Here is a 12238-nt window from a genome sequence, read left to right as displayed (position 1 = left end):
TTAATAGAACGATCTTTTTGTACATTTGGCTTCAGTCCTAATGGAATGGTTTGGAGACAAAAATCCCCAACTTCTTAAAGCCGGCGGGACGTTAGCAGTAACCTTAGACAAACTGAACGAAAACAGCATGTTTAGAAAACTCCCAATCTTATGTTTAAGTTTATTAATGTTTAGTTGCAGTGACAAAACTAGGCATAACAAATCTAATGTAATCGTTGAGCAGAAAACTGAAAAGACAATTGACTCAATATATTTCAAAAATATTCTTGAGGTTATAAATGATAAAAATAGTGTGCCTTGGGTAAAATTTGAAAAAAATTCTCCTTCATCTATTTTGCATTTTAACCTGGAAAATCCACAAACGCTTTCCATCGAATTTACTCCAGAATGTTGGGCACATTTTCCAATAGAAATTATAGAAAAAAAGATTGTTGTTTATTGGGATGTAAACATTGATTCTAAGTACAATTTTGATATTGTTAAAGCAATGAACAAAATTGACAAAACATTAAAAGGTAAACCTTTCATTATTTTAGAATTACAAAATGGGAATATGTTGAAAGCAAATTATCAAATGAAAGAGTTAAGAGATCAATTAAACAATACCAATATGAATGATTACTTTTTTGCTGATGAATTTTATGCCACAGGAACATACAAATAAGGCTACTGCTAACAGAGGTTTTAAGAAATTGGGGGTTTGGTGTTTAGGGGTTTGGTGTTTAATGGAACGGTCTTTTTGTATATTTGACTTCACTCCTAATGGAATGGTTCGGGAACAAAAATCCCCAACTTCTTAAAGCCGGCGGGAGGTTATCACCAATTATAAAATGACACGACTGAAACAGAAATACGGACTTTTAATAATCGGAATTGCTCTTGGTATTGCATACGGACTTGTGACAAGGTTAGTATTCGGAGAAAAAGCAACTTTGGCTTCCGTGACATATTTATTTATCATTCCCACAATTTTGGGAATTATACCTTTAATGTTTGCAGACAATGACAAGCTCAAATCTTACAAGAACATAATTTTTATTCCTTGGCTGACAGTTTCGACTTTCTTTTTGACAATGTTTTTGTTTGGTATTGAGGACTTCATTTGTCTATTGGTTCTTGCAGCACCATTTTTTATTTTAGGAACAGTTGGAGCCTTAATTTATAGAATTGTCCAGATTAACAGACAAAATAGTAAAGGAAAACTTCTGACCTTGGTTTTGTTGCCTTTTCTAGTCGCACCTATCGAAGAATACATACAAAGCCCTTCTGACATTTACAATGTAAAAAGTGAAGTTATCATTGACGCAACACCTGGAAAAATTTGGAATAATATTGTAGAAGTTAAGACAATTGACCCGAAAGAATATAATTCAGGTTTTTTCAATTCAATCGGGATTCCCCGACCAGTAAGTGCAACTGTTGACAAAAAAGAACTTGGCGGACAAAGAATAGGAAATTTTGAAGGTGGTTTAATGTTCGTTGAAACAATCACTGAATATGAAGAAAATAGAAAAGTTTCCTTTAACATAAAAATTGACCCTTTAACTGTTCGAAAAAAGGTATTTGACCAACATGTCCTAAATGGCAACTATTTCAACTTTGTTGACGCAACATACGAACTGACCGAGTTAAAAAACGGACAAGTAAAATTGACTCTTTCCTCAAGTTATCAGTTGACTTCAACAATTAATTTTTATGGCAAGTTTTGGGGTGACGTAATATTAACTGACTTTCAAGACAGACTATTGAACGTAATTGAAAACAGATGCGAAATGAAAGAATAACTGGTGGTAACACGGGTTTTGCGTCAGGCGGACTGATGTGTTAACTTGGTGTTTTGTGCTTCTAATAAACTTTAGTAATAAATTGAAACTTTGTGTTCAGAAACCCGCCCGAACGCAAAGCCCGAAAACGTTGTGCGTCAGCTTAAAAAAACTAAATCCTAAGTGAAAAATAGATTACAATTTTTGTTTTTATTACTTACTATAAATTGTTTGGGACAAATTCCTGAAACTGGAATATACAATGAATTAATTCTTGTCAGAAACGATGCAAAAAAAGAAATTATTGGATATTTTAATTCAAGTACAGGAGATGGACAAATTTCTTGCATATATGAGTTTAGAGGTAATTACAAAACATTAAATGACAAATCAATAAATGTTATCGCAATTTGGCAAGATGAGGATGAAAAAATTACAGGGAAATTAACTTGTGAAGGGAAAAATAAATTTATCTTGAAATTTAGCGAAAGCCTTCTTGGTGATATGGCTTGCGCTGGAGCATCACAAGATGGAGCAATATTCGAAATTATGATTCTAAAAAAATGGGAAGATATAAGAATTGCAAAGAACGATAAAACATACTTTTATAAAGAACCGAAAGAAAATACAAAACGAAAAGCATACATAACAGATTTGGACGCTGTTGGTGTAATCGAAGACAGAGGAGAATGGCTTTTAGTTGAATATAATGGAATCAAACTTACTAAGGGTTGGGTAAGAAAAAGAGATTTATATAATAAAAAATAAAAGCCGAACGCACAACAGCGGTTTTGTGCAAGCGGGGGATTAGGGATTTATTGGTAATGGTCAATGTTTGCACTTCTCTCCTATTTTTCAACTTTTTCTTTCAGACTTTTCGGTATATTTGTAAACATCAGTAATAAAAATCCCTGCCTGACACAAAGCCGGCGGGACGTTGTGCGTCATTGTAAAAAAACTGCAAGATGAAAACACCATTTAATTTAGATAAAGGAATACACTTTGAAGATTCTGGAAACACTTTATTATGGTCTGAAGATTTTGAGACACTTCGGAAAATTGATAATCCTGAAATATGTGGAAATGGATACATCTTAAAGTGGCCCAATAAATTATGTTTAGGCGGACAACGACTTAATGTGTCTGTCATTAGAAATGATTACAATAACTACAATAACAAACTCGAATCAGTAGAATTTGAAGAACAAAACGGTGAGCCTTGGAAAACGTATGAAAAATATTCGGAGCTCATGAAAACATATTTTGGAAATCCAAGCGAATGGAAAGATGATGGATATGGAAGACCAACAGAGTTATGGAATATTAATGATTTACAAATAATTATTGGAGTTGGAGAAAGGTTTACAGAATTTGAAATTTTCAGTATTCGAAAAGGAAAACGATTTTGGAAACTTAATCATGAGAAACAACGAACGCACAACAGCGGTTTTATGAAATGGCTTAGTTCAGTCTTTTTCGGTAAGGGTCAGTGAATATTTTTCTTTCTCCGAAAGAGGTATTTTCATTCAGTCTTTTCGGTATATTTGTAAACATCAGTAATAAAAATCCCCACCTGCCACAAAGCCGGCGGGACGTTAGCAGCAAGTTTACCAAACTGTACGAAATAGCAATGATAAAATCCGAAATAGAAAATAACTGGATCGATATAGATAACGGAAATACAATTGGGACACTTGGTTCAGAAGGTGGTGAAATTATAGTCGATATTGAAAACATTGATGGAGCCAGAATAACCCTGGAAAAAGAATGCGGAACTATTCCATTTGCTATTACTTTTGGAATATATGGATTAATGTTTCATACTCATTTCGAAAATGATTTAAGCAGCTCTAAAGAGTACATTGAACTGAAAAAGATTCAAATGAATAAAGTTTTTAAGCTTTATGAAGTTCAAGAAGAAGAAAGAGATGATGATTGGTGGGATAAGCATAGTGAACTAATGGATTTACTTACTGACGTTATTAGTACACAAACTGAAATTAAAAAACCAGCTGCTAACAGCGGTTTTATAAAATGGCTGCGTTCAGTTATATCAGGAAACTTTCGGCTTTAAAGTCTTTGCTCTAATTTTACTTTTTCTCTTTAAACTTTTCGGTATATTTGTGAACATCAGTAACAAATCATCCGCCACTTCTTAAAGCCGGCGGGCCGTTGTGCGACATTTTGGCCGAACGAAACGAGAAAGTATTATGTGTTCACAATAATTAATATCTGTAAATCATCGAATGAAAAATATCAAATGGTCGGGAAAAGATTATCTAAGGTTACTACCATTATTAATTATAGCAATTTTGATAATAATTTCCGTAATAGATCAAAACGAAATCGAAAAAGAAATTGAAGAGAATGAATATGAAACTGTTTGTAAAATTTCTGAAATTTCGAAAAATAGAAATGCAACACATATCAAATATTACTATTTCTATAATGGAGAAAAATATACTTCTTCTGAAATTGACAATTCTGTTAGTCAACAATATTCATTTAGATTTTTCAAAGTAAAAATATCAAATAAAAAACCTAATTTTTCGAGAATTCAGCTAAATGAAGAAATTGGTGATACAACAAAAATACTAAATGCTGGCTTCAAACATATTGTGAAAAATAAAGCTGAATATAACTACAACAACAATTCCTATGAGATGATTAAATCAGATTACGGATTTGAATAATAACTCAAAAAAACGTCGCACAACAGCGGTTTTAAGAAATTGGGGTTTGGGTGTATAATGGAATGGTCTTTTTGTATATTTGACTTTAGTCCTAATGGAAAGGTTTGGGAACAAAAATCCCCAACTTCTTAAAGCCGGCGGGACGTTGTAACCAATACCACCAAAATGAAAACTTTAAAATTCAATATAAAACATCTTGCTATTTTTAGCATAATAATTCAGATTGTAACACTCTTAATTTTTTTAATTGTAGCTGGAATATTTAAAATTCCAATCATAGAATACATTTTAAATTTTCTTGGTATTTTCTATTTCTTCTTTTTCTTTATTTCTTTAAATAAATTCTTTGAAAAAGAAAATCCATACAATAAATTGAGATTCAAAAATATACTGTTTCTAATTTTATGCTTTCCAATAATCTACATTTTTCTTTTCCTAATAGTAACTTTTAGTGATATCTTCACGAATCAATCTACAGAAGAAGACGTTGAACTATATAAGGTTGAGAATTATAAACTTACGAAAACAAACAAAATTAAAGTTGAAAACGGTGAAGTCACAGAAACTGATACATTAGCCGTAATTTATCAAAATGACACAATAAAATTTAAACCTAATTAAAGGTACTGGTTACAACAGCGGTTTTGAGCAAGTGGGGTTTTAGGGATTTATCGGTAATGGTCAGTGTTTGCACTTCTCTCCTATTTTTCAACTTTTTCTTTCAATCTTTTAGGTATATTTGTAAGCAACAGTAACAAAAATCCCCACCAGCTCAAAGCCGGCGGGACGTTGTGTGCTATTTTGCCAAACGTGACTTTAGAAAAAATAGTTTGCTTAAAAAAGAATGTAAAAAGTAATTAAGAATAAACCAAAAAAATGTCAAAACGCTCAATTATTTTATTTCTCATAATAGCTTCCATATTAATTTTACTTGTGGGTTTTTATAGAGTTTATGAAATATTTTATCATTCTTACTTTAATCAAACAGAGTATTCTCAAATTGCATTTATTGGAAATGAAGAGATTCCAACTAAAAAGGAAATAGTATTTTCAGAATTTAAAAATTTAAAAACTATAACAATAAGTTCCGTTATCAGTATTTTAATAATCTATGGAAAAAAATTAAACCGAAAATAAAAACAGCACACAACAGCGGTTTTATGAAATGGCTGGGTTCAGTGTTTATCAGTAATGGTCAGTGTTTGCATTTCTTTCTCCGAAAGAGGCTTTTTTCATTCAGTCTTTTAGGTATATTTGTAGACATCAGTAATAAAAATTCCGCCACTCCATAAAGCCGGCGGGACGTTAGCGGAAAGCTTGAAATAACGATGATATTAAAAAAGAAATATTCAGACAGTTTCGGAGTTAATTTTTTCATTTTGGCAATGTTAATAATTGCAATGCTAATTTCATTCCAACATATTTATTTTGACTTAACGTTTATACCTATATTTTTCTTCCAATTAATTGTAATATCATACAATATTTTAAAATCAACTTATCAAATAATGTTTTCACATGAATTGATTGAATTTAGGGCTAATGTTTTCTCTAAATTTAAAAAATACTCTTATGAAAATATTACTTTCAAAAAAGTAAACTACCTTGATAAAAAGGAGAAAAAAGAAAAAATTATTTTATACCTCGGAAATCAATCAATTACTATAAGAGAAGGTGAAAACGGGTATAAAGAATTGCTCGAAAAATTATCAAACTCTTCAAAACAAATCAATACAAAAAAGTATGATTTTAAATTTATTATTGTTTTTATTTTAGCAATTCTAATCATAACACCTATAATTTTATTCGCCAGAAAAAATTATAATTTAAAAAATATTGACAACGACTCTTCAATTGAAAAAGAAGGTTTTATTACAATTTCTGGAATATTGATAGATAAAGAATATGGAGGTAAGGGATCATCAGGTTTTAAAAGAATTGTAATAAATCCATTCAATACTTTTAAATTTATACCAAATAGCAACCGATTTGACGTAGATAACTTCTATAAGAAGTTTAAAGATGGTGATTCTGTGAAAATTTACATTTCGCCAAATGAATTTAAAAAGAAAATTACAAAAAAAGATTCATTGACTTTTCATGACAAATATTTCTCATATAATTACATCACATTTTATGGCATTGAGAATTCAAAATATAAATTTATCCCTAAAAAATAAATCCATCCGCTAACAGCGGTTTTAAGAAATTGGGGTTTGAGTGTTTAATGGAACGTGCTTTTTGTATATTTGGCTTCAGTCCTAATGGAATGGCTCGGGAACAAAAATCCCCAACTTCTTAAAGCCGGCGGGACGTTAGCAGAAATTTTATCCCAACAGTAAATCGAATAATCAATAATAAATCAAAATGAAAAAAATATTATTAAGCATTTTAATTACAATATCATTAACAAGTTGTAAAGACTATGAAAATCTATCGAAAGCTGGAAATTTAATTGCAGAATATTGTGCTTCAAATGATGTTACAACATCAATATCAACTTACACCAGTACTGATAAAGGATCAATAGATTCTTACGAAATTAAAATAAAAAATGTCGCTGATATTAATAATGGAAATTATCCTGCTGAATATTTAGCATCAATTGCTGCAAAAACACTATTTGATAATCTAAATCAAGATGAAAGAAATGATAGAGATTTAATTGTCGTAAGTATTGAAACACCTAATAAAAAATTTGAATATAATTATTCAATAAAAGAGCTCAGTAAAGTTGAACAGTACTTTACAATTACTAAAGAATTCATTCAGAAATTAAAAAACGGAAAATTTGATAATTTAGAAAATCATTTAAATAGCAAAACAATTAACATTGATGAGTTTAATAAAAATATCATTGAAACTTTAGTTGTTAAAAATCAATCCGCTTTTAACAAAATTGAAAAAATTGATTTGCATTGTATTAATATTTCAACTGAAGGTCAAAACAAAATTACTGAATTGATAACATTTGCAGTATTTGGCGATTCACATATTAAATTTTCAACTAGGTTCACTGAAAATGACCCAAAAAGAATATCAGGAATTACAATAAACTAAAAAACTACTGCTAACAGCGGTTTTTAAGAAATTGGGGCTTTAGTGTTTAATGGAACGGTCTTTTTGTATATTTAACTTCAGTCCTAATGGAATGGTCCAGGAATAAAAATCCCCAACTTCTTAAAGCCGGCGGGACGTTAGCGGCTATTTCACGAAAAAATGAGCGTAAAAAAAATGGAAAAAAATACAGAACTAAATAATAAACAAATCGAGGTTCTAAAAATTTTGACATTTTCTTTAAGTGCATTACTGTTTATAGCCTCTCTGACTCAAAATACATATCTTGTAAACAACAACGAAGAGTCTGTTGGATCTTTTGGTCTAATCGCTTTCCTATTGGGATGGATGAATCTTTTTGGTGCTGGAATATCTTGGTTGGCAAATCCTTTTTTATTAATTTCTTGGGGAACGTTACTATTTGGAAATACAAAAAAGACATTGATTTTTAGTGGATTGGCATTATTGTTCTCTCTTTCCTTTTTACTTTTTGGTGATATCATTGCAAATGAAGGTGGTGGACACAAACAGATTACAACTTATGCAATCGGATATTATTTATGGACGTCAAGTTGTGGAATAAATTTTATTGGAAATCTAATTTTATATTTTAATAAAAGAAACAGCCGCTAACAGCGGTTTTAAGAAATGGCGGGTTCAGGGATTTATCGGTAATGGTCTGTGAATATTTTTCTTCTCCGAAGTGAGGCTTTTTCTTTCAAACTTTTCGGTATATTTGTAAACATCAGTAATAAAAATCCGCCACTTCTTAAAGCCGGTGGGACGTTAGCAGTAATTACAAAAAACCAAACAATGAAAACTATATTGACAATCATAGCAGGACTATTTATAACCTTTGTAAGTAACTCGCAGACATTGGACTGCAAAAAATTTAAAACAGGTACATTTTATACAAAACAAGCTCCAGACTATGGTTATTCAGTCCGTACAAAAAAGACTCAAACAAGTTTCTACAAAAAAAATAATATGGAAATCACTTGGAAAATAAAATGGACAAGTGACTGCACATATGAGTTAACGTTTGATAACGCAAAAAATGGAGATGGGGTTTTTAAGAAGGGTGACAAGATTATTGCAACAATCACTTCAATTGACGGTGATTGTTATGCATTCAAGGCGACTTTATACAATTCAGAAAACCCAGAAGGAAGAGAATTTCCACCGGCCGATATGTGTCTGAAGAAAGAGTAAATGCTGCTAACAGCGGTTTTAAGAAATTGGGGGTTTAGTGTATAATGGAATGGTCTTTTTGTATATTTAACTTCAGTCCTAATGGAATGGTCCAGGAATAAAAATCCCCAACTTCTTAAAGCCGGCGGGACGTTATGACTAATTTTATTGAAAAACCCAGCTAAAGAAATTGAGGCAATAATTTATTTTAAATGAAAGCGAAAATTATATATGTGCTATCACTCATTTTAATCTTGATAAAGTACTCCTCGGAAATAGTCTTTATGCCAAATTATAAAGAGAGAGGTGATATGTGGCATTTATTTACGTGGATAATGATATTTTGTATTACACTTATTTTTGTTGCATTAATGAATTTGATTTTTATGCTAAAAAATCGAAAAGCTAACCTAGAAGTCTTACTAATTTTATTTTTTACATTTTTATTCTTTGCTTTCTTAAACAATCCAAAATCAGATTTACAAGAAGTTGGTTTTATTGGAATGATTTTAATTTTAATCTATTACAGCTTTTATAGTTCAAAAATAAAATTAAAAAACTAGTCATAGCAGCGGTTTTAAGAAATTGGGGTTTTAGGGCTTAATGAAACGGTCTTTTTGTATATTTGACTTCAGTCTTAACGGAATGGTTTGGGAACAAAAATCCCAACTTCTTAAAGCCGGCGGGACGTTAACGGTCAGGCTTTACCAACTTTATTAAAACAACTTTTGTCTATGTCTCGTAGAAAAATGCAAATTGGAATATGCAGAATTTGCAAAAAGAAAACTGAATTGAGTTTTGAACATATTCCGCCGAAAGCGGCTTTTAATAAATATACCAAATTCCGTAGTGTTCCTTTTTTGGAATACGTGCAGAATGCACATCGGGAAGATTACAAGCCCACAACTAAAATACAACAAGGAGGAATTGGTGATTATTGTTTATGTAGAAACTGCAATAGTTTTTTAGGACAAAATTATGTGCCAGATTATTTTAAAATGGCACAAATTGGAAAGATTATATTTCAAGATAAAAACTTTGAAAAAGCAATATTTTCCACAGTTGATATTTCCCCATTAAGATTGTTGAAGCAAGCATTGGCTATGTTTATTTGCATGAATGAACCTGAATTCACAGACGATGAACCAGAATTGTTAAATTTTATTAAAAATCCAAAAGAGCAAAACCTACCAGATAAATTCAGAGTATTTATGTATTTAAACCATGCAGGGAAAATTCGTAAATTGACAACAATGTATACAAATATTTATGGCTTAGTTAATGAATTAGCTTTTCCTCCCTTAGGATTTGTTTTAAGTATTAATTCGGAAAATTCATTTCCGTTAACAGAAATAACACACTTTAAAAATATTGACGCTGACTATAAAGGAGTTGTTAATTATACACTTTTAAATCATCCAACGCATCTTCCTTTTCCAATTGATTATCGCTCACTACAAGAAATTGAAGAAACGGTGAATCAAAATGAAAAATATAAAGAAGAGTTAGATAAAAATTAAGCCCGAACCGCTAACAGTGGTTTGGCGCTATTGCTCCCACTGTAATAAAATCACGTTTTATTTTCATAAAACGTTTATCTTAGCATCAAATAAATATCTCCGAAGCCGCAACAGACGCCAAGCCACGGGACGTTAGCAGAAATGGCCACCAACATTGTGAATAATACCTAAATCAAAAAAAAGTCTATGACGTTACTTTTAACAATCTTATTATTATTTAATGTTTGTTTGAAACTGTTTCCTCCAAAAAAACCGAATTATTTATACGGTTATCAGTTAGGAAGCGCTAAAAAAAGTTTGGAACATTGGAAAGTTGCAAATAAGTATGCTTCAAGCTATTCGATAGTACTTTATGCATTTATGACAACATTATCTTTAGTTTTTGACAACGGGGAGTTAAATACCAGAATACCAATTTTAATATTTTTTATCATCGGTTTGGTTTTAGTCTATTATCTTGTGGAGAAAAAATTGAAAAACGATGAAAAAAAAATGAGAAAAATGAAAAGCCACATCTGCTAACAGCGGTTTTGTGAAGGTGGGGCTTGTGTATAAGGGGTAATGTATTAAGTTGAGAAAACAGCACACTGAATTTGGCTTTCAGAACCGAATATACCGACTATAACGTTGATATTTTCAACAAAACTGGAAAAAACATCCATGCTGTAGTGGCTATTAGTCCAGGAATAAGCTTCAGGCCATCATCTCAAACCGTTTTCCGATTTAACTATCCCAATATTTGGGAAACAGATATTTTTTGAAATGATCCTTCCAAAACAGCGGGTATTCAGTTTGGTTTTTCGACTTATTTTTAATAAAAAACGCTCTCAAACTTGGGAGCATTTTTTTTGTGAATTATATTATTATAAACACCACAAAAGCTATCTTTTTATATTGTTTTAAAGTAATAAGGATTAGGCAGAAATAGGAAACCATTTTTAAATTTAAAATTAATTTCTAATTTTAGGTATATATTCTAAGCCTATTACATTAAAAAAAATAATCATGGTTGAAAAATTTAACGAACCCCAACAAACCGTAGCAGAAATAATTGCTGAATATAAAAAATCTCTTTTTTCTACATATTTTAATAGAGTTATCAATTCAAAAGATAACGATGGTGATAAAAACCCTCATTACTATAATGACATCATTAATAGCTTTAGAAATAAAAACGATGACCGTTTAATTTCAAATAACAATTTTAAAGACTGCCTAGAGCTATTAAAGTTCTATAATGCTATACTTTCCACTTTAATGGTAGATTTAGTTCAATTATTTATTGCTATTAATAAATACGACGGTACTGATGAAACTATTATAAACGACATTAATTTGAGCAAAATAGATGTTTTAAATGGTCTTAAAACCATTACAGAATTTAAGCAAAATATTCTCTACAATATTGGTGACGGTAATCCTATTTTAGCAATTAAAATTAAAAATTACTGTATTCCATTATTCAATGAAATAAAGATTATTTTTAGGGATAAATTTTTTATTGATATAGAAAATAGTCCTTTAAAAATTGATTTTGATGAGGTTTTAAATACTTTGGAAAATTCCATCAATATTGATGAAATTAATCTTTTACAGCAGTTAAATAAGAACGACAGTGAACAACCTCCGCAGCCAGAAACGAGTAAATCCGTTGAAGTAGTAAAAAACAATTACCCAAAAATATTTAAAGATGATTTAAGTTTTACTTTGTTTAATAAAATGTTTGATTATTACAAGACTGAAACAACACACTTAGCTCATTTTAGTTTTCTATTTTACGCAATGCAAAAGGATGGCTTTATTATTTGTACGAATAGTGAATTTATAGATTTTTTAGAAAATGAACCTTATAATGTCGTCATTGAGAAAATAGATAGCAGACAAGCTGGGCAGAATAAAAAAACAACGTTATACAATTCAATAAAAAAAAGATTAACCGCAGAGCACACAAAAAGCACGATTTAAGCACAAAAACGTGCTTTTAAAACACCAATAATTAATGGAACTTTGGTTT

15 protein-coding genes are annotated in these 12238 nt (G+C 30.5%); all 15 read left to right on the top strand.

Translation table 11 applies throughout. The features are described 5' to 3' along the window. The first annotated feature begins 40 nt into the window (after positions 1-40). Entirely contained in the window at positions 41-664 is a 624-nt protein-coding gene (locus LZF87_RS09815; protein WP_244338747.1) for a hypothetical protein, read from the top strand. Between the two features lie 166 nt (positions 665-830). After that, complete coding sequence (locus LZF87_RS09810; RefSeq protein ID WP_244338745.1) at positions 831-1784, top strand: hypothetical protein; 954 nt, start codon at positions 831-833, stop codon at positions 1782-1784. Between the two features lie 162 nt (positions 1785-1946). Next, positions 1947-2531, top strand: coding sequence for a hypothetical protein (locus LZF87_RS09805; protein WP_244338743.1), 585 nt, complete (start codon positions 1947-1949; stop codon positions 2529-2531). A 197-nt stretch (positions 2532-2728) separates the two neighbouring features. Beyond that, on the top strand, positions 2729-3256 hold the full coding sequence (locus tag LZF87_RS09800; RefSeq protein WP_244338742.1) for a hypothetical protein: 528 nt from the start codon (positions 2729-2731) through the stop codon (positions 3254-3256). 137 nt (positions 3257-3393) lie between these two features. Further along, a complete protein-coding gene (locus LZF87_RS09795) occupies positions 3394-3837 on the top strand; it encodes a hypothetical protein (protein WP_244338741.1) in 444 nt (147 codons plus the stop codon). Between the two features lie 172 nt (positions 3838-4009). After that, positions 4010-4456: a hypothetical protein gene (locus LZF87_RS09790; RefSeq protein WP_244338740.1), complete on the top strand. Its 447-nt coding sequence runs from the start codon at positions 4010-4012 to the stop codon at positions 4454-4456. Positions 4457-4621: 165 nt separating this feature from the next. Continuing rightward, positions 4622-5077, top strand: coding sequence for a hypothetical protein (locus LZF87_RS09785; protein WP_244338739.1), 456 nt, complete (start codon positions 4622-4624; stop codon positions 5075-5077). Positions 5078-5332: 255 nt separating this feature from the next. After that, positions 5333-5593 carry a hypothetical protein gene (locus tag LZF87_RS09780; protein WP_244338738.1) on the top strand — a complete coding sequence of 87 codons (261 nt, stop codon included), beginning with the start codon at positions 5333-5335 and terminating at the stop codon, positions 5591-5593. A gap of 191 nt (positions 5594-5784) precedes the next feature. After that, positions 5785-6636 (top strand): hypothetical protein, encoded by an 852-nt coding sequence (locus tag LZF87_RS09775; RefSeq protein ID WP_244338737.1) that lies wholly within the window; start codon positions 5785-5787, stop codon positions 6634-6636. Between the two features lie 187 nt (positions 6637-6823). Further along, entirely contained in the window at positions 6824-7516 is a 693-nt protein-coding gene (locus LZF87_RS09770; protein WP_244338736.1) for a hypothetical protein, read from the top strand. Between the two features lie 174 nt (positions 7517-7690). Beyond that, positions 7691-8146: a hypothetical protein gene (locus tag LZF87_RS09765; RefSeq protein ID WP_244338735.1), complete on the top strand. Its 456-nt coding sequence runs from the start codon at positions 7691-7693 to the stop codon at positions 8144-8146. A 180-nt stretch (positions 8147-8326) separates the two neighbouring features. Next, positions 8327-8725 (top strand): hypothetical protein, encoded by a 399-nt coding sequence (locus tag LZF87_RS09760; RefSeq protein WP_244338734.1) that lies wholly within the window; start codon positions 8327-8329, stop codon positions 8723-8725. Positions 8726-9438: 713 nt separating this feature from the next. Further along, complete coding sequence (locus LZF87_RS09755) at positions 9439-10224, top strand: hypothetical protein (protein ID WP_244338733.1); 786 nt, start codon at positions 9439-9441, stop codon at positions 10222-10224. Between the two features lie 186 nt (positions 10225-10410). Next, on the top strand, positions 10411-10746 hold the full coding sequence (locus tag LZF87_RS09750) for an SdpI family protein (protein WP_244338732.1): 336 nt from the start codon (positions 10411-10413) through the stop codon (positions 10744-10746). Between the two features lie 483 nt (positions 10747-11229). Further along, the gene (locus LZF87_RS09745) at positions 11230-12189 is read left to right on the top strand and encodes a hypothetical protein (protein WP_244338731.1); all 960 of its coding nucleotides are present in this window, start codon (positions 11230-11232) and stop codon (positions 12187-12189) included. Positions 12190-12238 lie beyond the last annotated feature (49 nt).

Origin of the sequence: Flavobacterium enshiense, from assembly GCF_022836875.1 — a bacterium.
GTDB lineage: Bacteria > Bacteroidota > Bacteroidia > Flavobacteriales > Flavobacteriaceae > Flavobacterium > Flavobacterium enshiense_A.
Note: the sequence above shows the minus strand (reverse complement) of the source record. Positions and strands in the feature narration are given on the sequence as shown.

Excerpts from the sequence above, each read along its gene's own strand:
- LZF87_RS09745 (WP_244338731.1), top strand. The coding sequence starts at position 11,230 with ATGGTTGAAAAATTTAACGAACCCCAACAAACCGTAGCAGAAATAATT.
- LZF87_RS09760 (WP_244338734.1), top strand. The coding sequence starts at position 8,327 with ATGAAAACTATATTGACAATCATAGCAGGACTATTTATAACCTTTGTA.
- LZF87_RS09810 (WP_244338745.1), top strand. The coding sequence starts at position 831 with ATGACACGACTGAAACAGAAATACGGACTTTTAATAATCGGAATTGCT.
- LZF87_RS09785 (WP_244338739.1), top strand. The coding sequence starts at position 4,622 with ATGAAAACTTTAAAATTCAATATAAAACATCTTGCTATTTTTAGCATA.
- LZF87_RS09755 (WP_244338733.1), top strand. The coding sequence starts at position 9,439 with ATGTCTCGTAGAAAAATGCAAATTGGAATATGCAGAATTTGCAAAAAG.
- LZF87_RS09815 (WP_244338747.1), top strand. The coding sequence starts at position 41 with ATGGAATGGTTTGGAGACAAAAATCCCCAACTTCTTAAAGCCGGCGGG.
- LZF87_RS09790 (WP_244338740.1), top strand. The coding sequence starts at position 4,010 with ATGAAAAATATCAAATGGTCGGGAAAAGATTATCTAAGGTTACTACCA.
- LZF87_RS09795 (WP_244338741.1), top strand. The coding sequence starts at position 3,394 with ATGATAAAATCCGAAATAGAAAATAACTGGATCGATATAGATAACGGA.
- LZF87_RS09800 (WP_244338742.1), top strand. The coding sequence starts at position 2,729 with ATGAAAACACCATTTAATTTAGATAAAGGAATACACTTTGAAGATTCT.
- LZF87_RS09775 (WP_244338737.1), top strand. The coding sequence starts at position 5,785 with ATGATATTAAAAAAGAAATATTCAGACAGTTTCGGAGTTAATTTTTTC.
- LZF87_RS09780 (WP_244338738.1), top strand. The coding sequence starts at position 5,333 with ATGTCAAAACGCTCAATTATTTTATTTCTCATAATAGCTTCCATATTA.
- LZF87_RS09765 (WP_244338735.1), top strand. The coding sequence starts at position 7,691 with ATGGAAAAAAATACAGAACTAAATAATAAACAAATCGAGGTTCTAAAA.
- LZF87_RS09750 (WP_244338732.1), top strand. The coding sequence starts at position 10,411 with ATGACGTTACTTTTAACAATCTTATTATTATTTAATGTTTGTTTGAAA.
- LZF87_RS09770 (WP_244338736.1), top strand. The coding sequence starts at position 6,824 with ATGAAAAAAATATTATTAAGCATTTTAATTACAATATCATTAACAAGT.